The organism is Tenacibaculum sp. MAR_2010_89 (assembly GCF_900105985.1).
Classification (GTDB): Bacteria; Bacteroidota; Bacteroidia; order Flavobacteriales; family Flavobacteriaceae; genus Polaribacter; species Polaribacter halocynthiae.
The window spans coordinates 2,150,268-2,174,897 of sequence record NZ_FNUB01000005.1; the positions used below are offsets into that span (position 1 = coordinate 2,150,268).

Genomic DNA, 24,630 nt, shown 5'->3' on the forward strand with positions numbered 1-24,630 from the left:
TAGAATAGCCTCGTAATATTATGATGAAATACATTAAGAATAAGAAGATTAAGATAAAAGATGATACGTTAGCTGGTATTACTGTTTCCTTAGCAATGATACCAGAGGTTGTTGCTTTTGCCTTTGTAGCTCAAATAAGCCCTATTGTAGCATTGTTTGGTGCGTTTGTGGTAGGTATAATTTCTGCGATTTTTGGAGGTAGGCCTGGTCTAATTTCGGGAGCAGCTGGAGCAGTAGCAGTTATTTTTGTTCATATGATTCAAGAAGGGCATGCCAAAGGTCTTTTATTTGATTCTCCAGTAGAGAATATGGGGTATTTCTATCTTTTGGCTGCAGTAGTTTTAATGGGAGTTATACAAGTTTTGGCTGGTGTTTTTAAATTAGGAAAGTTTGTTAGATTAATACCTCATCCAGTAATGATGGGGTTTGTAAATGGACTTGCTATCGTTATTTTTATGGCTCAGCTAGGGATGTTCAAAGAAAACTCAAAAGATTTATTTGGGCAGAACAAACGTAAAACTGATTCTAAGGAACTTGTATATAATGTCGCTAATAATGAAGTTAAAGATGTAATGTCTGGTACAATTTTATATGCTATTAAAGAAAACTCTGTAATAAATTTAAAAACAAACAAAGAAGCTTTTGTAATATCTGATGGTCAGGTGTTCAATCCTGAAACTAAAAAAGTTGTATTTAATGTAAAAGATGATGGCTTTTATTCTATAAAAGATAGTGGAGTAGTAAAATCTACTATGCAAGGAGAAAAGTTATATACCATGATAGGTTTAGTATTATTAACAATGCTTATTGTATGGGGGCTACCTAAATTGACTACAAAAATACCAGCAGCTTTAACTGCTATATTAATAGTTTCTTTTGTAGTTATTTTTGGAGGTATTAATTCTATTAATGTAGGTGATTTTATTAGAGATGGGGGAGGAGCCGGATTAAATGGTTTTGATGAATTATCTAAAAAATTAAATCTATTTGAGTTATGGAGTAACCTTCCTTTTAATTTGGATACATTGAAATTTATAGCGCCTTATTCATTTTTAGCGGCCTCAGTTGGTTTAATTGAAACGCTTATGACAATGAATTTAGTAGATGAATTAACTGACTCTAGAGGAAATGGAAATAAAGAGTGTGTTGCTCAAGGTGCTGGAAATATGGTTAGTGGATTGTTTGGAGGAACTGGTGGTTGTGGAATGATTGGCCAAACAGTTATTAATATTAATGCTGGAGGTAGAGGTAGATTATCTGGAGTAATGATGGCTTTAACTTTATTAACTTTTATTTTATTTGCTGATAAATATATTGAACAAGTGCCTATTGCCGCATTAGTAGGTGTGATGTTTATGATGGTTATAGAAACTTTTGCGTGGTCTAGTTTTAGAATCATGAATAAAATACCTAAAACAGATGCATTTGTTTTAATTATAGTATCTGCTGTAACAGTATTCTTTGATTTAGCAATAGCTGTATTTGTAGGTGTTATAATCTCTGCATTAGTTTTTGCATGGGAAAATGCAAGAAAAATTAGAGCAAGAAAACGTACAAAAGATGACGGTACTAAAGTTTATGAAATTTGGGGCCCTTTATTTTTTGGAAGTATAACTGCTTTTAATGAGAAATTTGATATTAAAAATGATCCAGATAAAGTTGAAATTGATTTTGTAGAGTCACGTGTATCTGATCATTCAGCTATAGAGGCTATTTTTAATTTAGTAGAAAAATATCAAGCAGCTGGGAAAAAAATAATATTAAAGCATTTAAGTGAAGATTGTAAAGTATTAATGTATAAAGCTAGTGATACTTTTCATGATATTATTATAGAAGATATTGATGACCCTCGTTATCACTTAGCTGAAAATCCTGAAAAGTTTCCGAAGCCATTATCTGAATATAAATTTTAAAAAAATAACATAAAAAAACCATTTTAATTTTAAAATGGTTTTTTTATGTTATTTAAATGCTTAGTTATTTCTTTTGTAATGGACTGATTATTTCTACATCACTAAAGGCTATTGCGCCTCTAACAACACTATCTATAGTGCTTTTTAAAGCTTCAATAAGTTGCATTTTTAACTGTGATTTGTGATACAATAAACTTACCTCACGCGCAGGAGGGGGTGTTTCAAACTCACGTAAATGCTTTTTATCTTCCTCATGTAAATCTAATGTATTTAGATAAGGTAAAAGAGTCATACCTAACCCATCTTTTGAAAGCTTAATTAAGGTATCAAAACTCCCACTTTCAAGTTGAAACTGTAAATTTCTATTCTTTTTATTTGTTCTACATAAATTAATAACACTGTCTTTAAAGCAATGTCCATCTTCTAATAATAATATATCATCTACTTCAAGTTCATCTACTTTAATTTTATTTTGACTAAAAAGTTTATGCTCTTCAGGAACCAAACCAACAAATGGTTCATAATATAATACACGTTCTTTTATAGCTTCATTTTCAAGAGGGGTTGCAGCTAAGGCAGCGTCAATATGACCGTCTGTTAATTTACGTACAATCTCTTCAGTTGTAAGTTCCTCGATAATTAATTGAACTTTTGGATAGTTTCTATTAAAAGTTTTTAGGAACATAGGTAATAATGTTGGCATTATTGTAGGTATAATTCCTAATTTAAATTCTCCGCCAACATATCCTTTTTGTTGATGTACAATATCAATAATTCTATTACTTTCATCGACAATAACTTTTGCTTGTTCAATAATTTTTTTTCCTACTTCAGTTAATTCAATAGGCTTTTTTGATCTATTAAAGATTTTAGCATCTAATTCATCTTCTAGTTTCTGAATTTGCATACTTAAAGTTGGTTGTGTAACAAAACAATGCTCAGCAGCGACAGTAAAATTTTTATATTCAGCTACAGCTAATGTATATTTTAGTTGAGTGATAGTCATTCTATAATATTTTTTGATAAAGATATTAAAACAATCAATTGAATTTATAGTTTTACTCGTTAAAATTGCAATAATTTTGAATCAGTTTAAAACGCAACACAAAATCAATAAGATATGGAAACTACAATATTAGGATTAGATAAAAAGAAGACAGAAAACTTAGTAGAAGAATTAAATGTTCTATTAGCTAATTTTCAAATATACTATCAGAATGTAAGAGGACTTCACTGGAATATTAAAGGAAAAAACTTTTTTGAATTGCATGTTAAATTTGAAGAGTTTTATACAGATGCACAAGAAAAAGTAGATTTAATTGCTGAACGTATTTTAACTCTACAAGGAGTACCTTTACATACTTTTAACGATTACAGTAGTTTGGCTAAAGTTCCTGTAGGGAAAAATATTTATGAAGATGTTAAAGCTGTAGAATTAGTAGTTGAGTCTTTATCAGAACTGTTAAAAATTGAAAGAAGTATTTTAGAATTATCTGATGATGCAGATGACGAAGGAACAAATTCTATGATGAGTGATTTCATATCAGAACAAGAAAAAACATTATGGATGATGAATGCTTGGTTAGGCTAAATCATCTTTTTTTTAAGGGGAGAAAAAGACAACATTAATTTGTTGTCTTTTTTATTTTAAGTATATAGTTTTCTTTTTATGTAATAGTATTCATTAATAATTGTAATGTTAGTATCTTTATTTAATGATAGTAATAATAAAATCTCTTTATTTCCTAATCCATTTAACTGAATTTTTACTCAGATTGTATCTTTTGAAAAAATAGAAATCTTACAAGTTCTTAAGAAAAATTAAATATTTTTTTTTAGCTCAAAATCACTTTTTCATTATGTTGAAAAAGTGATTTTTTTAAATGTTTTAATTTCAATGTAATATTAGTTAAGTTGATTAAATATTACTTTAAGTGTTAAAAAATGATAAAGAATTTATTTTTTAAGTTAAAGAACTGTTAATTAGGTAGTATAGTATTCGGATGAATTAAAATAGTATAAAGTAAAAAGAATAAGTTAAAATAAATTTACCAAAAATACTTATTAAAACCTTTCTATCATGAAAAATCAAATATCATTACTCTTAGGAGTATTCGTTTTTGGTTGTGGATTCTCACAAACTAACAACTTCTGGAAAAAAAACACTCAACCAATTCAAAACAAGACTATTATTTTAGTTGGGAAGAAGATAGTTACGCCAAATAACACTTATAACCTTAGTGTTGAAAAACTAAAAAAAGTATTGTCTTACTGCCCTAAAAGGTACGAGTCATTTGGTAAATCAAATGTTATTATCACGCTTCCTAGTGAAGACGGAAAATTTAAAAAATACCGTATAAAGGAGACTAATGTTTTACATCCAGATTTAGCTAAAAAATTCCCAAATATTAAATCTTATGTGGGTACATCTGTAAGTGGAGAAAATGAATTAGTACATTTTAGTTTGGGGAATAATGACTTTAGGGCTATGATTATGAAGTCAGATGCTACAATAATTAATATCAAGCATCCTACTATCAATAGTAAAATGTATATGATTACTTCAAAAAAGGAAAAATCAGAACCTATAAGTTGCCAAACTACAGATAATTATTTCGAAAATTTTTTAGAAAAAAAGACAACAGGATCTAAAGAGCTACCAAAAAGAGCCAGAAGAGATGCTAATGATAGTCGTCTTAGAGTTTATCGAATGGCCATAGCAGTAACGGGAGAATTGTCTAAAATATATACAGATAAAGCAAGTGTTACAAATGGTTCAGTTCAACAAAGGAAAGCTGCTGTACTTGCTGAGTTAAATGCACTCATGACAAGGGTGAATGCGGTTTATGAACGAGATTTAGGAACTACATTTGAATTAGTACCTAACATTTTAAATTCCATTTTCCTTGATCCAGTAACAGATGGTATTACACATGGTAATACGGGAATATCTATAAATGAATCTCAAGGTATTCTTGATGCTCAAATAGGTAATGCTAACTATGATATAGGTCATGTTTTAGATTCAGATGGAACCGGACGTGGAGCTTTAAACTCTGTATGTGTTGATGATAAAAAAGCGCAAGGATCTACAGGTGCGCATCCTTTCACATCTGTAAATGATTATTTCTTCCGTACATTCGTTCATGAAATTGGTCATCAATTTGGTGCTAATCACTCGTTTAATAATGCATGTGGTGGTAATCGTTTGGATGAAGGTGCCGTTGAACCAGGAGGAGGTAATAGTATTATGGCATATCAAGGTTGTGCACCAAATTACGATTTACAAACTTCACATGTTTTCTTTCATGCTAAACAGATAGATGAAATGTGGAATCATATTGTAAACACAGCAGATTGTGGTATAACAAAGTCAGTAGGTAATAGTGCACCAGTAGCTAGTATAGGAGGAAATTATACGATTCCAAGATCTACTCCATTTATATTAGAAGGATCTGCTACTGATACTAATACACCAGCCAACCAACTAACATATACTTGGGATCAAATGGATAAAGAAATAGCTCCTATGCCCCCTCTTGCTACATCAACAGGTGGCCCTTTATTTCGTTTTAAACCACCTACAACATCTCCTATCCGATATATGCCTGATCTTGGTACAGTAAAAGCTGGAAATTCTTCTTCTGAATGGGAGGTAACACCTTCTGTTGCTAGAACGATTAATTTTAGATTTACCGTAAGAGATAACCACGCTGGAGGGGGGAATACAGATTCTAGAGATGCTGTTATTACGGTAGCTGGAAATGCCGGCCCTTTTGTAATAACTTCCCAAAACAGTAGATTTGATGCACCAGTTGGCTCTACGCAAACAGTAACCTGGAATGTAGCAGGAACTACAGGAAATGGAGTTAATGCAGCAAACGTAGATATTTTATTATCTACAGACGGAGGAAATACATATCCAATAACTTTAGCGTCGGCGGTACCTAATGATGGTTCTCATCAAATTACAATACCAGATGAACAAGGAGGTGTAAATAGAATTATGGTAAGAGGTACCAACAATATTTTTTTTGATATTACAAACGCTAACTTTAGCATAACGGATGGTAACTCTGATCCTATGCCTACAAATTATTGTGCTGCTGGTTATCAAGGTAATAATTATATAGATGAAGTCATCTTTGGAGATATCAATAATAAAAGTGAAAATAGTGGATATTCTGATTTTACCAATCTAGGGACAAATGTTATCAAAGGCCAACCTGTTACTTTAACGGTTAATCCAGGAATTGATACCTGGGATCCTAATTATTTTGGAGCTTGGATTGATTGGAATAAGGATGGAGATTTTGAGGATACAGGTGAAGAAGTTTTATTAACAACCAATGGGCAAGGTGGAGTAACAACAACTGTTGTAGTTCCAAATACTGCAAAAAATGGTGCAACCAGATTAAGAGTGCGTTATAAATTACATACTGCTCCTGAACCTTGTGGAATAGCATCATCGAAAGGTGACGAAGTAGAAGATTATTTTGTGTTTATTAAAGGTAATTCAACTCCAGATTCAGAGGCTCCAAGTACACCAACTAATTTAACTGCTTCTAATATTGAAAGTACTTCTTTAACATTAAATTGGACAGGTTCTATCGATAATATAGGAGTATCTGGTTATGATGTATTTAGAAATAATGAAGTGACTCCGATAGGAAGTCCTTCAGGAACTATATTTAATGTTACAGGGTTAACTAAAAATACTTCTTATTCTTTTTATGTAAAAGCTAAGGATTTTTCTAATAATACTTCTGGAAATAGTAATACTATTAATATAGTAACTAAAGACGGTCCAAGCCCTGGAACTGATCCTTGTGCTGCATCTACAACACAAAATAGTACTTTACATATCACGAATGTAAGCTTTGGTTCTATAAATAATAGCTCCACAAATGCAGCATATAATGATTTTTCAACTATTTCAACTAATCTTTCAGTGGGGCAGTCGGAAACAATTACTATTGACGTAAATAATAGTAGTTGGACATTTAATGACGTAGGAGTTTGGATCGATTGGAATAATAATGGTCAATTTGAAACTTCAGAAGAAGTATATGCTCGATATGGAGCTGGCCCTTATTCAGGTAGTGTTACGCCACCTAATACAGCTGTTTCGAATACCTTATTACGTATGCGAGTACGATTAGGTTATGGAAGTAGTGAGAGAGCTCAACCATGTGGTACGGATACTTCTTTTGGGGAAGTTGAGGATTATTCAGTAGTAGTAAGTGGTGGAGTAACTGGTGATACGCAACCCCCAACTGCTCCAAGTGGGTTAGTAGCTTCTAGCATTACAAGTACTTCACTAACATTAATATGGACGGATTCTACTGATAATGTAGGAGTAACTGGATATGATGTGTATCAAGGAAACATTAATTTGGGTACAGTTACAGGAACTTCGTATAATGTGATTGGTTTAACTGGAAATACTTCTTATAGTTTTACCGTTAGGGCTAAAGATGCAGCAAGTAATCAATCTACTGAAAGTAATATAGCAAATGTAACAACTACAGGAGGTACAAATCCTGATCCAACATTACCAACAGGTTATTGTAATGCAGGAAGTCAAGGAACCAATTATATAGGTGGAGTTACATTTGGAAGTATTAATAATACGAGTCAAAATAGTAATTATACAAATTTTACAGCTCAAAGCACAAACGTTTCTATTGGACAAACCTTAACATTAACTGTAACTCCAGGAATCACAGCTTCTAATTGGTCGGCTAATGTAGTTGGTGCCTGGATTGATTGGAATAGAGATGGTGATTTTACAGATGCTAATGAAGAAGTTTTAATGAAAACTCCTGGTACTGGTGGTGAAACAACTTCAGTTACTGTACCCAATAATGCTCAATCTGGAGCCACTAAGTTACGTGTACGTTACAGATGGGCAAGTAATCCTAATCCTTGTGGAACTAGTGCTAATGATGGTGATGAAGTAGAAGATTATGTAGTTGTAATTGGTGGTAGTACTGGTGATACACAAGCACCAAGTACGCCAACAAATTTACTAGCTTCTAATGTAAATGAAACAACCTTAACATTAAACTGGACTGCTTCTACAGATAATGTAGGGATAACAGGATACGATATATTTCGTGGAGGAACTTATATTGTTACAGCTACAGGTACAACTTACAGTGTAACTGGTTTAACTGCTAATACAGCGTATACTTTCTCTGTTAGAGCTAAGGATGCAGCGGGTAATCAATCAGCTTCGAGTAATACCGTTAATGTTACCACCCAACAAACGAATCCAAATCCTACCTATTGTTTTGCTACAGGGAATGATGGACCAGAGGGGATATCAAATGTTGTTTTTGCTGGAATTAATAATTCTTCTGTAAGAAATGTTTCTGGATATGATGACTTTACTTCTATTTCTACTAATGTAAATGTAGGGACAAGTCATAACCTTACAGTTACAATACTGGGTTATCAAGGAGGTAGTAATGATGAAATCTATGCATTCTTTGATTGGAACCGTGATGGTGATTTTTCGGATGCAGGAGAGGAATTTACTTTGATTAAGACAAATGGCCTTACAGGTGCAATATCAGTAACGGTACCACAAACGGCAATAACAGGTTCAACAAGAATGCGTTTACTAGTCTCATATTATGATACAGAAAAGAATCCATGTGATACTGGTACCAATGATGTACGATATGGAGAGTATGAAGATTATACAATTAATGTAACGAACTCTAGTGCTAATGCTAGTCCTAGTTTATTTAGTAACGGCAGTAATAAGTTTTCTTTATTTCCAAATCCATTTAATAAAAGTTTTACTTTGAATGTAACTTCTTTTAAAAGTACTAACTTTAATGTAAGTATTTATGATATCGTTGGAAGACAGATTTACTCTCAAGAATACAATGGAAATCAAACTAAAATAGAAAATTTAGGTGAACGTATTACCGCTCCTGGTAACTATTTTATTAGAATTCAATCTAATGATAGAACAGAAGTCTTAAGGGTTCTTAAAAAATAAATAAACCTAAATATTTTGTTAATAATAAAACACCTTTTCAACTTAATGAAAAAGGTGTTTTTTTTAATCCCATTTTAAGAGAAAAAGAGATAATATGAATTTATAGTCTTTTTTATTTTACGCATATAGTTTTTCTTTTACATTATAGTATTCATTAAAAACAGCATTGATTGTTTCTTGATATTTATTAAAAGAAGTTCCATCGTTCTTAGTAATTAAATCATTAATACTTTCACTTGCTTTTAAAGAACAAAATATAGCGTTAGAAATACCATGTGATGAAATAGGATCAAAAGCCATGGCTGCATCGCCGATAGATAACCAATTATCACCTACAATTTTTTGTGGGATAGATGAGTTTGCTAGTCTTCCAGTAACTTTAAAATTACCAGTAGGTAAATGTTTTTTTAATATTTTGGTATTGGTTAATATTTCACACCAATTAGAAAAAGTTTTTAATTTTTTATGGAGAGCATCATTTTTTGAAGAGTATAGAGTCATAATTCTTGTTGTTTCATTTAAATCAGAAACGGTTCCCCATCCACTTTCATATGTCTCAGTAAAAAAACCATATTTAAGCGATTCTTTAGTTTTTGGTAAATAACATATAAAAGCAATGTTATTATCATATGAAATTATAGGTACTTTAAAGAAATTTAAAATAACTCGATTTCGTCCAGTAGCGTCAATAATTAATTCACTATCAATATTGTATTTAGTATTGTTTAATTGAACAGATGTAGTTGTTGATGTTATGTTCTTTAGTAAATTATAGTTTATTATTCTTGATTTTACTTTTTTTTCTAATTCTGAAATGACCTTTCTTTTGTTTAGTTTTAATCCATATTTAAACGGATTATGTTTGAAAAAATCTTCACTATGAAAAATATTGTTCCATATTGATTGATAGCCATATGTTTTGGAAGCACATTCTTCAAATAGAGTAAGTAAGTCAATGTTTTTTAATAGGCTAAGTGTAGAAGGAGGTATAGTTTCTGCAAGAATAGTAGCAGATGTATTTACTTCTTTGTTAAGTAGTATACATTCAATTCCTTTTTTTTCTAATAAATAACATAAAATGAGTCCTGAGACTCCTTTCCCAACAATAAGTACTTTTGTTTTTAAGTGTGTCTCAGGATTCATAATTATTTAATAATTAAGTACATATTTGTAGCTGATTCGTATCCACCACATTTATCAATATAACTAACCTCAATAGTAACAAAATTATTACTATAAGGTTTTAAATTTTCTGTAATGTCCATTGGAGGAAGCGGAGTTATTTTTCCACTACAACCATTACTGAAATCTTGATTTAATACAACGTTTCCATTTATTTTAAGTTCTAAAACATCGTCTACAGAAACATCACCTGTACCATCTTTTGTAGATGATAAAAATATTTCCTTACCAGAAGGAAGCCATACCATTTCTCTTACATTTGAATAGAAAATACTTGGAGGGTTTAGTTTTACAGGTCTAGAGGTTATTTCTTTACCTAAAAATATAACTAGTTTGTCTTTAACATTTTTGCTATCAGAAGCTACATACACTATTTCAGGAACTCCATTTACATTAGCATTACGACCTGCAACTACACCTACATCTTTCCATTTGTAAACCATATTAATTAAGCCATTTAAATAGCCACCTTCAGCGTGATAACCAACATATCCTGTATCACTTGTCATTAACCATGGAACTCGATTAGCATAAATATATTGTTTAGTTTCATCTCCTAAAGTAGTGTCTTGCATTTTAACTAAACTTTCTTCAGTTAATACATCAACTGGTAAATTTGCAGCCCACCATGCAGGTATTGGGTATTGACTGTCTAGAAAAACTTTTTGACAGCTCCCAGCATCAGATTGCCATGGAATTCCCATCCATTTAGTTAAATCTCCTGGTGTTGTTTTCCATAACCAATTTTCTTTATTTGATGGATTTAATGAAGCTTTTACATCATCTGAATTCATTTGAAATCCAAAATCATTATAAAAAATTTCAGATTGTTCATTTTTTGTAGCTGAAGCAATACGTATTTCACGTAGTCCAAAGAAAGAAGCACCTTCAGTAACATTTTTAAATGTTAAATTATTTGCTGAATACATTTGTTCATGACGCATTGGCCAAGTAAGTTCTACTCCTGGGTGGAAACCACCTCCATATAAAGTTTCTAAAACAGCTCGTGTCATTAATAAAGCACTTTTTGTTTCATCTTTTGAAGCTTGAATGTATATATTTTGATAATAATGACCTATTTCATCCATAGTTGTGAATTCAAAATCTAAGCTTTCAAAATTTCCATCTCTCCAACTTTCAAGTTGCTGATATAAAATAGGAGGGATTGCAAACCATTGCGCAGGACTTCCAGGATAATTAATTCCATCACCTGGATAAAAAGGGTATTTTAATTCTTCTGTTCCACTACCAATATTTGTAATATCAGTTGTACTCTTACTAGGTATAACTGGTTCGTTGGTATAAGCATAAGCTGGATTTCTAAATAAGCTAAATATTTTTTCCCTTAAGGGTTGAGCTTCATCAGAGCTATTATATAAAAATTTAAATTCTTCAGTAGTTAATTGATCAATAATTTCTCTAAATGATGGAGCAAGGAAATCACTTGCATTTACCCATTGCATTCTATATAACCTATATAATACAGGGAAAACTAAACTGAAATCTGTAGAATACGTATCATTTGAAGTGCCACAAATAAGATCGTACATTGTAGCTAATGGTTGTATTTGTGGAGCATAATCTGGTGGAGCAGTAGCTATCCAAGCTGCCGATTTAGGATCGTTTACTTCGTATGTTTTTCCATCTATTGTTACTTTAGCAGTAATTCTTCCGTCACAAATATCATCATACCAATTAGAGTTATCAGCAAAATCAGTATTCAAATCTGATGGATTTAAAGCTGCGGAAACCCCATCTCCAGGATAAAAAATTAAAGTTCCATTATCATGTTCAACTGTTCCTAAATTTACACTTTTACTTTCCATGTGCATTGCTTTTGCAATTTTACTCTTTCCTTCAGGGTTTAAAGGAAAAGGAAATTGTCCTCCAATTTTTTGCTTTTGATTACTTGAGGATACACTAACAGGTGCGGGGCAGTTAACTAACTCTTTTCTATAATTTTGATCATCAGAGTTTATTAGTTTTTGATCTAATACATTAGGATTTCTTCTTGAAGTACTAATTCCAGGAGCTATTTTTTCGGTAAAAAAAGTTGAGCTTAAATTTTCATTATCTGTATTTACAGAAAGATCTAAACTATTATTAAAATCATACCAAAATGGTTTTTTATTAGCTACCTCTACAGTCCATTCAACTTGACTAATATTGGCGTCTAATTTACGAATAGGGTTACCCTGATCGTCACATTCATAAATATAAAAACGTTGAGCTTGTTTTTTTAATGCACCATCAGCAGTGTGATACTCTTCTCCAGTTTCATATAAATTAGCCCATGGAACTTCAGGGCTAAAAACGACATCTTCTTTTGTTGCAGGACCATTACCCATTCGAGCAATTCCTATTGATGGATAAATTTTAAAATTCATAATAGTTTAATTTATATAGTTAGAAAAATTAGATATATATATAAAACTATAAATAGAAAGATTAGTAATTGGAAAAATACCCATAAACGTGTTCTTTTGGAGAACGAGAGCAGGATTATTAAGAACTTAAATATTTATTAAAATACGTATGCTAACAAAGGCAATTAATATAGCAGTAGCTTTTTTTAATTGAATAGGTGTAAGTATTTTATTACTTAATCTATTACCAATTTGACCTCCTACAAATACAATGATAAGAAGAATAGAGGTTAGATTCCAGTTGATTGAAAAATTAGGGTTTGTGTATTGGCCAATTAGGCCACTAATTGAATTAACTAAAATAAATAAACTTGCAGTTGCTGCTATTTTTTTAGGTGTTTCCCAGTTAGTTAGATGAAGTAAAGGGGCTAAAAAAATACCTCCACCAATACCTACCATGCCTGAAACAAATCCAATTAGACCTCCATATAAAGCATTTTGGGGTAATTTTAATTCTTTAGAACTAGTTTTTTTCGAGATAACTTTTTTTGAAACCCACATAGTTATGGCTGCGAATAATAATGTAAAGCCTAACAAGATAAAGAAGAACGTTTGATCAATTCGTAGATACCCACCTAAAAAAGCTAAAGGGATACTAAAAATAACCAAAGGAGTTACTTTTTTCCAATTGTACTGTTTTTGTTGTTTGAAAATTAAAACATTACCTGTTACAACAATAATATTACATAATAAAGCAGTAGCTCTAATTTCAGTAAAAGCTAAACTAGTTAAAGCTAAAACTGCTAAATAACTTGATCCACCTCCAAAACCTACTGATGAATATAGAATAGCAATGCTAAAAAATAAAAAGACTATATGCCAATTTTCGAGAACAGTTTTCAAAACAATTAAAAGCTCCATATAAATCAAATATATATATTTATAAGTGATCTTATGTTGTTAGTAGAAAAAATATAAAAACTATTTAAAAAAAACTGTAGATTAGTTTTTTATTAAAAACATAAAAGATTTTATAGATGAGTAATTATCACATAAAACATTTAGAAGAATATTATCAAGTTTATAGAAAATCAATAAGAAGCCCTGAATTATTTTGGGAAGAAATTGCTGAGGAACATTTTGTTTGGAGAAAAAAATGGGATAACGTATTGAGTTATGACTTTTCTAAACCAGAAGTAAAATGGTTTGAAGGAGCAAAATTAAATATAACAGAAAATTGTATTGATAGGCACCTTCAAATTAGAAGGGATAAGACTGCTATTTTGTTTGAGCCTAATAGTCCAGATGAAGAAGCTCTTCATATAAGTTATAATGATTTACATAAGCGAGTATGTAGGTTTGCTAATGTTTTAAAAAATAATGGAATAGGTAAGGGTGATAGAGTATGTATTTATTTACCAATGATTCCTGAGTTAGCAGTTTCAGTATTGGCTTGTGCTAGAATTGGAGCAGTTCATTCTGTGGTTTTTGCTGGATTTTCATCAACAGCATTATCTACAAGAATAAACGATTGTGAAGCAAAAATGGTAATTACAGCAGATGGATCATATAGAGGAGCAAAAACGATCGATTTAAAGAGTATTGTTGATGAAGCATTAGATAGTTGTAAATGTGTTAATACAGTTTTAGTTGTAAAAAGAATAGCTACTGATATTAATATGAAAGAAGGTAGAGATAAATGGATACAGCCTTTATTAGATGTAGCTTCTGAAGAATGTGAACCTGAAATAATGGATGCAGAAGATCCTTTATTTATTTTATATACTTCGGGTTCAACCGGAAGTCCAAAAGGAATGTTACATACAACTGCTGGTTATATGGTGTATACTGCATATACGTTTAAAAATGTTTTTAATTATAGAGAAAATGATGTGTATTGGTGTACAGCAGATATTGGTTGGATAACTGGTCATAGCTATATTGTATATGGACCTTTAGCTAATGGAGCAACTACAGTTATGTTTGAAGGAGTTCCTAGCTATCCAGATTTTGGCCGTTTTTGGCAAATAGTAGAAAAACATAAAGTAAGTCAGTTTTATACAGCTCCGACAGCTATTAGAGCTTTGGCAAAAGAAAAATTAGATTATGTTGATTCTTATGATTTATCATCTATAAAAGTTTTAGGGACCGTTGGTGAACCTATCAATGAAGAAGCATGGCATTGGTACAATGATAATGTAGGTAAAAAAAAGAGCCCGATTGTAGATACTTGGTGGCAAACAGAAACTGGTGGAATGATGATTTCACCAATACCATATGCTACACCAACTAAACCTACTTATGCAACATTACCACTCCCTGGAGTTCAATTGGCATTAGTAGATGAAAAAGGAGAAGAGATAAAAGGAAATCAAGTAGATGGTCGATTGTGTGTTAAATTTCCTTGGCCGTCAATGGCAAGAACAATATGGGGAAATCATCAGCGATATAAAGAAACTTACTTTTCAGCATTTGAAAATAAATATTTTACTGGTGATGGTGCTCTTCGTGATGAAGTTGGTTATTATCGTATAACAGGTAGAGTAGATGATGTTATTATAGTTTCAGGACATAATTTAGGAACAGCACCTATTGAAGATGCTATAAATGAGCACCCTGCAGTTGCTGAAAGTGCCATTGTAGGTTTTCCTCATGATATTAAAGGAAGCGCATTATACGGTTATGTTATTTTAAAAGAAACCGGTGAAGGTAGAAATCATGATAATTTACGAAAAGAGATTAATCAAATTATTACCGAACATATTGGACCAATTGCCAAATTAGATAAAATTCAATTCACAATTGGGTTACCTAAAACACGTTCGGGAAAAATTATGAGACGAATTTTACGTAAAATTGCACTTAATGAGTTAGATAATTTAGGAGATGTTTCTACGTTATTAAACCCAGAAATTGTACAAAATATTATAGATAGTAGATTAGAAACTAAATAATATTTCTATAATCTAGTTCATCATAAAAATCTTTAGCACCAAAACCTTGAATACTAATATCTTTATTATTATTTGAGGTTTTGGTATATAAATTAATGAGAGAATTAACTGTAAAAGTATCTATTTCAGTAACTTCATTAATGTTTAAAACTATTTTGTTATTCGATTTTAGAAAAGAGTTAATAATAGCTTTTAAGCGAGAATAATTATTAAAGTTTAAATTACCTTTAAGATGAAAACAGTTTTTTTCGTTGGTTATTTGTAAATTCATAATAATATAGTTTTTTACTAAAAATAATTATGAATTAAATAAATTTCAACTTTTTTTCGTTCAAATGTATGTTCTTGTGGATGAATGGAAACGATAAAAAATTATTCTTTTATTTCAAAAAAACTAAAAACATTACCTCCATAACGTTTCTCATAGCTAAAACATGGATGATTTGACAAGGTGGTATGTTTTGAATGTTCAATAATTAAAAGTCCCTCTTCTTTTAAAATATTTCTGTCAAAAATAGTATCAGCAATTTTTAAAAACTCTTCCTCTTTAAAATCATAAGGAGGATCAGCGAAAATAACATCAGCTTTTAAAGGAGTTTTTTCTAAAAATTTATAAACATCACTTTTAAAAGTATTTATATTTAAATCAAGATCCTTTGATGTTTGATTGATAAATTTGATACAATTAAAATGAGCATCAATAGCGTAAATTTCTTCAGTACCTCTAGAAGCAAATTCATAACTGATATTTCCAGTACCAGAAAATAAATCTATTACAGATATACTATCAAAGTAATATAAGTTATTTAGAATATTAAATAATGATTCTTTAGCCATATCTGTTGTTGGACGAACAGGTAGATTTTTAGGAGCTGAAATTCGCTTACTTTTATGTTTTCCAGAAATTATACGCATTTATGAAAGTAATATATAGTTTGAATGGTTTGAAAAATCATCATCTTCATTAAAAAAACAAGTTGTACTTTCAATAAAGTTAATATTTCTAATATAGTTATAGGTTATTTTATATAATTCAGAATCCGATTCAATTTTACCTAAAAAGGTTAATTGGAATTCTTCAGGATTCATTTGTAATTGTTCAGCAGTAAATAATATGTAATAAATAAAATCTTCTTTGCAAGAGTATGAAAATGAATTATACATACTTAATTTATCATTTTCAATAATTATAATGTCCATCAAGTTTGGAGCAACATTAACAAAAAATCCTGTTTTTGTTGATGAGTTTTTTATTTTATTTATAAGTTTATCTATGAGTACAGATGCATGATGCATGTATTCAAACTCTCCGAAATTTTGAAATAAATAATTATTAATGTTTACATATGGGATATACACTGTATTGGCATTAATAGAAGACAGGTTATCATATGTAATAAAATCTGTAGCTAATGTTTTTACAGAGTATTTTAAATAAGGAACTAAATTATTTCTATCAAAAAAATCATTAGGCACAATAGTAGCTAGGTTGTTTTGATGTATAGCAGATACTGATTTAAAATCTTGCTGTAAATCTTTATCATTAGCAAAAATGTACATTATTTTCTCTAACAATAATTCGGGAGAAGCAATAGTTTTTTCAAAAATGTATTCAGAAAAAAGATTAACATCATTAGTTGTTAAATCAGTAATACAAAAAGAAAATCCATCCAAACTAAATTGGATGGATAGATTTTTATTTTGCGCAATTGCGCTAATTTTTTTACTCTTTTTTTGCAGCTGCATCTTCTTTGTCGTAAAATGGAGGCCAGTTACCACCTGTAGTAACTTCTGATAGAGACCCTACAGAGATAAAAGGACCTTTTACTTGATCCGTTTCAACTGCTTCTAATTCTATTTTTATTAAAGAACTATTCATTCCTTCTAAAATAGGTTTTTTATCTACTTTAGCTTCAAATACAGGAACTAATAAACCAGCTACTTTTTCTATTTTATCCGTTGCTAACTCAAATTGTTTGTCAGTACCTGGTACATTAAACATATTTTGGAAGTCTTTCCCCTCAAAATATTTAATTACTGGCTCATAATCAATAGTGTCAGTTTGTTTAACAGATATTTTATCAGTTAAACCACCAGATAAAGTAACTTCTTTTTCTATATTTTTAGTTTCTGTAATAGCTAAAGAATCATTTTGGATAAAGCTAATTAAAGCATTTTTATCTTTAGTATAATCACCTTTAGCTTCCTTATATTTAATTTGAGCGTCACGTATTAACTTTAAACTTTTAATAACTTTAGCGTAACGAACCTTTTTATCTTTATTAAATTTTATTGGCTCCATAATTCCGCCATAAATTTTATAGGCTAAGAAGATAGAGGCAACTAATAGTAATATAGAAACTAACCATCTCATTTTTAGAGGTACAAATTTAACAATAAGTACAGCTAAAAGAAACGCAACAACTGCTGCTGCTAAAATCATTAATAATAAATTCATTTTTTTAATTTTTAATATATGATATTCGCAAATCTACAATTTTTTTTCAATGAAGAAAATTTTTAACTATAAATAGATATATCTTTGGAAATTATTTTATTTTATGATAGCATCTGCACACAAATTTTATACTGAAATATTACAAAAATTCCCTTATACACCAACCTACAAGCAAAATAAATTATTAAATGAATTAACTAATTTTATTTTCGAAGATAATGAAAATGCCTTATTTGTTTTAAAAGGGTATGCGGGTACTGGAAAAACTACAACTATAAGTACCGTAGTAAATAACCTATGGAAGGCTGGTAAAAAGGCTGTTTTATTGGCGCCAACTGGTAGAGCTGCTAAGGTAATATCAGGGTATTCAGGTAAGCAAGCATTTACTATTCATAAAAAAATATATTTCCCTAAAAAACAAAGTAATGGTGGAGTAAGTTTTGTAATGCAACCTAACAAGCATACAAACACTATTTTTATTGTTGATGAATCTTCAATGATTTCAGATGAAAAACAAAATGCCAAATTGTTTGAAAATGGTTCTTTACTTGATGATTTAATGGCATATGCATATTCAGGAAAAAATTGCAAAATTGTTTTTATAGGAGATACAGCTCAGTTACCTCCTGTAAAATTAACAATGAGCCCAGCTTTAGAAGCTGATAAGTTATCATTTGAGTTTAATAAACAAGTTACTGAAATTGAATTAGATGAAGTTGTACGTCAGCAAGAGGATTCAGGTATTTTATACAATGCTACTGATTTAAGATTGTTAATAGAAAATAAAGCTGTTGATTTTCAATTCGATGTAAGTTTTCCAGATATTATCCGATTGGAAGACGGTTATGAAATTCAAGATGCAATTACTTCTGCTTATGATGGTGAAATAGGAGTAGAGGATACTGCAATTATAGTACGCTCTAATAAAAGAGCTAACCAGTATAATGATCAGATTAGAACAAAAATTAGAGGGCAAGAAAATGAAATATCTACAGGAGATTATGTAATGGTAGTTAAAAATAATTACTTCTGGCTAAAAGATTCTTCGTCGGCTGGTTTTATTGCGAATGGGGATATTTGTGAAGTAATGCGAATTAATTCCATAAAAGAATTATACGGATTTAAATTTGCTGAAGTTGAAGTTCGTATGATTGATTATCCAGATATGAAGCCTTTTGAAACAGTATTGTTGTTAGATACGTTAACAAGTGAAAGTCCTTCATTAACTTATGAAGAGTCAAATAAGTTGTATGAAGCTGTTAAAGAAGATTTTGCTAATGAAAAATCAAAGTATAAGCAATTTATGGGAGTTAAAAAGAATAAATATTTTAATGCCTTACAAGTGAAATTTTCTTATGCGATGACTTGTCACAAGTCTCAAGGTGGACAATGGAAAACAATTTTTATTGAGCAACCATATCTTCCAGATGGTCCTAGTGTAGAGTATTTAAGATGGTTGTATACTGCAGTAACACGTGCGCAAGAAAAATTATATTTAATAGGTTTTAAAGATGAATGTTTTGTAGACTAATAATCTAATTTCACCTATTTCCATGATAAAGTATATTTAACATTCCTGTTTTCATAAATCATTAATGATTCTTGTATAAATGTGACTTATTTTAAAATTTAGTGTCATATAAATTAGAAATCTATTGTAAATAGAGGTTAATCTAATAAAATTCATAATGAAGGAAATACTATTAATTGTTGCTTTATTAACTTTTCAGGAAAGCTTTACTCAACAGGTGTGTAAAGAAAATCAAAAAGCTGATTATGTAGAGGTAAATAATATATCAATTAATAAATGTAATACTAACTCATCTTCGGAGAAAAATATAAAAGACAACAAAGTTTTAGAAGTTAAGAGATTTAGATATCTAAAAAAAAGAATAAATGAGAGAGATTTTATTCAAACAAAAACATTACATAAAAAAATAAATATATTAAGTAATACTCTTGAGGGTAGTAAGATTGAGTTAGTTAAAAAAAATGTTAGTGCAATGATTTCACTAATAGATAAAAGAAAAGAAAATAAAATAATTTCATTTAATGAAGTAAATGAAATTCCTAAATTTCTAGATTGCGATAAAGCAAGCGAAGATTGTTTTAATAACAGTATGAAGTTACATATAGAAAATAACTTTAGATACCCTAAAGAAGCAATAAATAATGAAGTTGAAGGTGAATTGTTAGTTTATTTTGTAATAGATTCTAACGGTAATGTTGGTAATATTAAAGTTTCTTCTACTAAAGAAATAACTATTTTAAATAAAGAAGCAATTAGAATTGTGTCATTGTTGCCAAAATTTATTCCAGGAAAACAAGATGGTCATGTAACGTCTGTGTCATATAGTTTTCCTATGAACTTCAAATTAAAGTAATTTAAAAATTATTACTTGAATAAAAATAAATGCAAAATGTTAGCATTTTGTTAATTTGTTAAATTCAACAAACAAAAAAGTTACATTTGTTACCCAATTCAAAATATTAAGGATGAGGAATAAAGTAACTGTTTTTCTTTTATTTTTATTGATTTCAACATCGATAGAAGCACAAAAACCGCAAAAGTTATCTTCTAATCAGATATACGAAAAATTACAAAAATTAAATTTTTTAGGTTCTGCATTATATATAGCAGCTCATCCAGATGATGAAAATACTAGATTAATTGCTTACTTAGCTAATCATGAAAAAGCAAGAACAGCATATTTATCATTAACAAGAGGAGATGGAGGACAAAATTTAATTGGTTCAGAAATACGTGAGTTGTTAGGTGTAATTCGTACTCAAGAATTATTGGCAGCAAGAAGAATTGATGGAGGTGAGCAACGTTTTTCAAGAGCTAATGATTTTGGATATTCTAAACATCCTGATGAGACGTTAAAAATATGGGATAAAAAGAAAGTTTTAGCAGATGTTGTTTGGGCGATACGAACTTTTAAACCAGATGTTATTATAAACAGGTTTAATCATAGAACCCCTGGAACTACTCATGGGCATCACACTTCATCAGCAATGTTAAGTGTTGAAGCTTTTGAACTAGCTGGAGATAAAACTAAATATACTGAACAGCTAGCCTATACAGATATATGGAACCCAAATCGATTGTTTTTTAATACATCTTGGTGGTTTTATGGTAGTCAAAAAAAATTCGCAGAAGCTGATAAAAGTAAAATGTTAAGTTTTGATATTGGAACTTATTACCCATTAAAAGGTTTGTCAAATAATGAGTTGGCATCTATTGCAAGTAGTCAGCATTTGTGTCAAGGTTTTGGACGTTTAACAACACGTGGTAGTCAAACAGAATATGTAGAGTTTTTAAAAGGTGATTTCCCTAAAGATAAAAAAGATATTTTCTCAGGAATTAATACTACGTGGAATCGTATTAAAGGAGGAGGAGAAATAGGTGAAATTTTATACAGTGTAGAAAAGAATTTTGATTTTGTGAATCCATCTAAGCATTTACCGAATTTAATGAAAGCCTATACTAAGGTTCTAAAGTTAGAAAATGAACATTGGAAACGTATAAAAACTAAGCAACTAGAAGAGATTATAATTGCTTGCTCTGGTTTGTATATTGAAGCCTCAGCTACTAGTTCTAGTACAACACCTAATAGTACTATTAATGTTAATTTTGAAGTATTAAACAGAAGTAATACTTCAATGGAGTTAAATTCTGTTGAATTTCTATCAAATGGAAAGAAAATTGCAAAAGAAATAAGATTGAAAGCTAATGATAAAAGAAATTTTAAAGAGGTTATTACCATAGGTGATTTACCATATTCATCACCTTATTGGTTAAATTCTGAATGGAATTTAGGTATGTATAAAGTACCTAATCAAAAAGAAAGAGGAAACCCAGAAACTAAAAGACCTGTTGAAATTAAATATAATCTTATCATAGATAATAAATCAATCTCTTTTATTAAACCTTTAATATATAGATATTCTAAAAGAGATAAAGGAGAAATTTATGAACCTTTTGAAATTTTACCACAGGTAACTACAAAATTAAAAGATAAAGTATTAATTTTTTCTACACAAGAAGCACAGAGAGTTTCTGTAGAAGTTAGATCAGGAGGAAAAAACACTAAGGGTTCTTTAAGTTTAAAAGCTCCAGATGGTTGGGAAGTAACACCTAATAAAGTTTCGTTTTCTATAGAACAAAAAAGTGATGTAAGATCAATAAATTTTATGGTTAAACCTACCCAAAAAGAGTCAAACGGGTTACTAAAATCAATAGCAGAAATTGATGGTAAAATTTATGATAAAGAGTTGGTAGAAATTAATTATGAACATATACCAAAACAATCAATATTATTAGCTTCACAAGCAAAAGTTGTTCGTTTGAATATTAAAAAGCAAGGAACTAAGATAGGTTACATCCTTGGTTCTGGAGATGCAGTGCCAGAAAGTTTACGTCAAATTGGGTATACTGTAACTGAGATAAATCCTGTTGAGATAAACGATAAAACTTTATTGGAGTTTGATGCAGTAGTACTAGGTATTAGAGCATACAATACAAAGAAAGAGCTTCAGTTTAAACAAAAATATATATTAGATTATGTAAAAAATGGGGGTAATGTAATTGTACAGTATAATACTAATAGGAGGGTAGATGTTAAGGCTCCTTATGAATTACAGTTGTCAAGAGACCGAGTTACTGATGAGTATGCAAAAGTTAATTTAATAGCAAAAGAGCATCCAGTACTGAATTATCCAAATAAAATTACTAACGTAGACTTCGAAAATTGGGTGCAAGAAAGAGGTTTGTACTTCCCTAATAAATGGAGTAAAGAGTATACTCCAATACTTTCAATGAACGATAAAGGTGAAAGTATTAAAAAAGGAAGTTTATTGGTAGCAGCATATGGTAAAGGAAATTATATTTATACAGGCTTAAGTTTTTTTAGAGAACTGCCTGCAGGGGTTCCAGGAGCATATAAGTTATTTGCTAACTTATTGTCCTTAAAAAAGAATGAAAGATAAACCCAGAAAAACCTCGAAATATTTTTCGGGGTTTTTTATTGATTAATTATTGTAGACAAAATATTTTGTATTTATAAATTAAGAAACCTTTGGTTTAAAAAGATTAATTGAAACTGTAGCTAAATCTGAATTAGGAAATTTTTTAAAAGTATTTTCATCAGGTATTAATCCAATCGATTTCATAGCATTCATGTATTCTTCAATTTCAATTATATATTGATCAGAATATCCATGGGTAGCATCATAAGCAGTAGCAGCAGTTCTTCCTAAATTTTGACTAACTAATTCAGGTTTTGATGTGTGAAGTTCTATTAAAAGTAAACCAAATTTATGAATATAAGGAGTCCATTTTTTGAAGTGTTGTTTTAGCGATTCAATTACTAAATTATTATCTAAGCGTTTGCCTTTATGAGCATAAGCACCAGTTGAAGTACTTATAGCAATGTTATTGTTTAATTTTGGTTCTTCCCAAATACGATTATGATCTAAAAACGTACGAACGTTTAATAAATCGGATAAGTTAATATTATATTTTTGTTGCAGATCTTCTGACATGGCTTTAGGATTTCCAATATCTCCCCAAATTACTTTAGCCCAAATATCAGCCTGTACTAAATTTTTTCTAGTAATTTTTAAGGCTGCTTCATTATAATCTACTCCAATTAATAATAAAGGATACTCTTCCAAAACTTTGCCTCTGTTTGTTTGATTTTCAATTACATTAAATAGATGTTTTAAAAATGCTCCATTACCACAACCAACATCTAAAATACCTTTTGGCTGTTCATGTATAGGTTTATTAAATAAGTTGATAATGATTTCATCAATTACTCTAAAGTATGCTGCATGTGCACCTCCACTTCCCCATACATTCATTTCTCGATCTACATGAACCTCTTCAGCGGCAGTGTTAGCGTTTCTTAAAATTGTAGAGTCTTCAAAAATAAGCTTATCTAATTTTCTTAAAGTAGGAATATAAGATACAGTTACTCCATAAGCGCTTGCTCTTCGTGCAAAAAATAGTCCTTTATTTGTAAATTCATAAGAATCTCCAGTTTTCGTAAACCAATCTAAACCTGTAAGTATATCTAATAAGCGGCTAAAATTTTTAGCATCTTTATGAAACTCTTCCGCTTTAAATTTTGTTTGCATAAAATATTTATGAAACATCCCACTCATACCTAATAATACAACAGTGGGTCCAATAATTATACCCTCAATATGTGTTAAAATTTGGTTTAATATTTCATTTTCTTTTGAATTAGGTGGAGGTGAAACATTAAAATTATTTTTAAAGTTTTGATATAGTTCTTCTAGTTTTAAAAATGGTTCTGTTTCAAATTTTCTAGAGTTGTAATTTTTTGAAAATTTAAGTAATAAATAAGCTTCTTTGTAAATATCGAAATAAGAAAAAGCGATTGCTGACAACTCATTTATTTCAAAGTGTACAGTATTAGTTGTGTTATTTACTTTTTGATTTAACCAGCCTTGTGAGCATAAAGTGCGTAAAGCTACATTTAAATAACCATCATTAGCATTAAAAGTCGATGTGATTTCTGTTAAACTAACTGATTTTTTTTTCAATAAATATTTAGTGATACCTTTTTCTTTTAGAATATATGCTGCAGGACAGGTTACAATTCCGTCTAAATGACGAAATAAACTACTTCTAAGTGTTGATTTTTCTTTATTAGATAACATTGACTAAGTATTTTTCCTTTAAATATACTTATTTTTAAATGTCTTTCAT

The 24,630-nt window shown here is 30.0% G+C and carries 16 protein-coding genes; 7 read left to right on the top strand and 9 right to left on the bottom strand.

Going from position 1 to position 24,630, the window contains the following annotated elements; all coding sequences use genetic code 11:
- The first annotated feature begins 20 nt into the window (after window positions 1–20).
- The gene (locus tag BLV71_RS12845) at window positions 21–1,913 is read left to right on the top strand and encodes a SulP family inorganic anion transporter (RefSeq protein ID WP_093870942.1); all 1,893 of its coding nucleotides are present in this window, start codon (window positions 21–23) and stop codon (window positions 1,911–1,913) included.
- A 64-nt stretch (window positions 1,914–1,977) separates the two neighbouring features.
- Here the strand turns inward: BLV71_RS12845 and BLV71_RS12850 are convergent, their stop codons facing one another.
- Window positions 1,978–2,919 carry a hydrogen peroxide-inducible genes activator gene (locus tag BLV71_RS12850; protein ID WP_093870943.1) on the bottom strand — a complete coding sequence of 314 codons (942 nt, stop codon included), beginning with the start codon at window positions 2,917–2,919 and terminating at the stop codon, window positions 1,978–1,980.
- Window positions 2,920–3,033: 114 nt separating this feature from the next.
- On the opposite strand from BLV71_RS12850, the gene BLV71_RS12855 reads away from it, so the two are divergent.
- Both BLV71_RS12855 and BLV71_RS12860 read left to right on the top strand, forming a co-directional pair.
- Window positions 3,034–3,504, top strand: coding sequence for a Dps family protein (locus tag BLV71_RS12855; protein ID WP_093870944.1), 471 nt, complete (start codon window positions 3,034–3,036; stop codon window positions 3,502–3,504).
- Window positions 3,505–3,993: 489 nt separating this feature from the next.
- Window positions 3,994–8,928 carry a GEVED domain-containing protein gene (locus tag BLV71_RS12860; RefSeq protein ID WP_093870945.1) on the top strand — a complete coding sequence of 1,645 codons (4,935 nt, stop codon included), beginning with the start codon at window positions 3,994–3,996 and terminating at the stop codon, window positions 8,926–8,928.
- A 117-nt stretch (window positions 8,929–9,045) separates the two neighbouring features.
- On the opposite strand, the gene BLV71_RS12865 is transcribed toward BLV71_RS12860, so the two are convergent.
- The 3 genes from BLV71_RS12865 to BLV71_RS12875 all read right to left on the bottom strand — a co-directional run bounded on the left by BLV71_RS12865 (window position 9,046) and on the right by BLV71_RS12875 (window position 13,397).
- A complete protein-coding gene (locus BLV71_RS12865) occupies window positions 9,046–10,071 on the bottom strand; it encodes an NAD(P)/FAD-dependent oxidoreductase (protein ID WP_093870946.1) in 1,026 nt (341 codons plus the stop codon).
- A gap of 2 nt (window positions 10,072–10,073) precedes the next feature.
- Window positions 10,074–12,497 carry a LodA/GoxA family CTQ-dependent oxidase gene (locus BLV71_RS12870; protein WP_093870947.1) on the bottom strand — a complete coding sequence of 808 codons (2,424 nt, stop codon included), beginning with the start codon at window positions 12,495–12,497 and terminating at the stop codon, window positions 10,074–10,076.
- A gap of 126 nt (window positions 12,498–12,623) precedes the next feature.
- Entirely contained in the window at window positions 12,624–13,397 is a 774-nt protein-coding gene (locus tag BLV71_RS12875) for a sulfite exporter TauE/SafE family protein (RefSeq protein ID WP_093870948.1), read from the bottom strand.
- 116 nt (window positions 13,398–13,513) lie between these two features.
- On the opposite strand from BLV71_RS12875, the gene acs reads away from it, so the two are divergent.
- The gene (gene acs / locus BLV71_RS12880) at window positions 13,514–15,430 is read left to right on the top strand and encodes an acetate--CoA ligase (protein ID WP_093870949.1); all 1,917 of its coding nucleotides are present in this window, start codon (window positions 13,514–13,516) and stop codon (window positions 15,428–15,430) included.
- Here the strand turns inward: acs and BLV71_RS12885 are convergent.
- The 4 genes from BLV71_RS12885 to BLV71_RS12900 form a co-directional block, all read right to left on the bottom strand.
- A complete protein-coding gene (locus tag BLV71_RS12885) occupies window positions 15,423–15,701 on the bottom strand; it encodes an STAS domain-containing protein (RefSeq protein WP_093870950.1) in 279 nt (92 codons plus the stop codon). The two genes, acs and BLV71_RS12885, sit on opposite strands and share 8 nt — an antisense overlap.
- 101 nt (window positions 15,702–15,802) lie before the next feature.
- Window positions 15,803–16,345, bottom strand: coding sequence for an RsmD family RNA methyltransferase (locus BLV71_RS12890; RefSeq protein ID WP_093870951.1), 543 nt, complete (start codon window positions 16,343–16,345; stop codon window positions 15,803–15,805).
- Window positions 16,346–17,176 (bottom strand): DUF3822 family protein, encoded by an 831-nt coding sequence (locus BLV71_RS12895; RefSeq protein WP_093870952.1) that lies wholly within the window; start codon window positions 17,174–17,176, stop codon window positions 16,346–16,348. It abuts the gene before it with no gap.
- Entirely contained in the window at window positions 17,154–17,888 is a 735-nt protein-coding gene (locus BLV71_RS12900) for a hypothetical protein (protein ID WP_093870953.1), read from the bottom strand. The genes BLV71_RS12895 and BLV71_RS12900 overlap by 23 nt, the downstream gene beginning before the upstream one ends.
- Before the next feature lie 103 nt (window positions 17,889–17,991).
- Between BLV71_RS12900 and BLV71_RS12905 the strand changes: the two genes are divergently transcribed.
- The 3 genes from BLV71_RS12905 to BLV71_RS12915 all read left to right on the top strand — a co-directional run bounded on the left by BLV71_RS12905 (window position 17,992) and on the right by BLV71_RS12915 (window position 22,880).
- On the top strand, window positions 17,992–19,419 hold the full coding sequence (locus BLV71_RS12905) for an ATP-dependent DNA helicase (RefSeq protein ID WP_093870954.1): 1,428 nt from the start codon (window positions 17,992–17,994) through the stop codon (window positions 19,417–19,419).
- 157 nt (window positions 19,420–19,576) lie between these two features.
- Complete coding sequence (locus BLV71_RS12910) at window positions 19,577–20,272, top strand: energy transducer TonB (protein WP_093870955.1); 696 nt, start codon at window positions 19,577–19,579, stop codon at window positions 20,270–20,272.
- Between the two features lie 112 nt (window positions 20,273–20,384).
- Window positions 20,385–22,880, top strand: a complete 2,496-nt coding sequence (locus BLV71_RS12915; RefSeq protein ID WP_093870956.1) for a PIG-L family deacetylase — start codon at window positions 20,385–20,387, stop codon at window positions 22,878–22,880.
- 78 nt (window positions 22,881–22,958) lie between these two features.
- On the opposite strand, the gene BLV71_RS12920 is transcribed toward BLV71_RS12915, so the two are convergent.
- Window positions 22,959–24,581, bottom strand: a complete 1,623-nt coding sequence (locus BLV71_RS12920) for a class I SAM-dependent methyltransferase (protein WP_093870957.1) — start codon at window positions 24,579–24,581, stop codon at window positions 22,959–22,961.
- Window positions 24,582–24,630 lie beyond the last annotated feature (49 nt).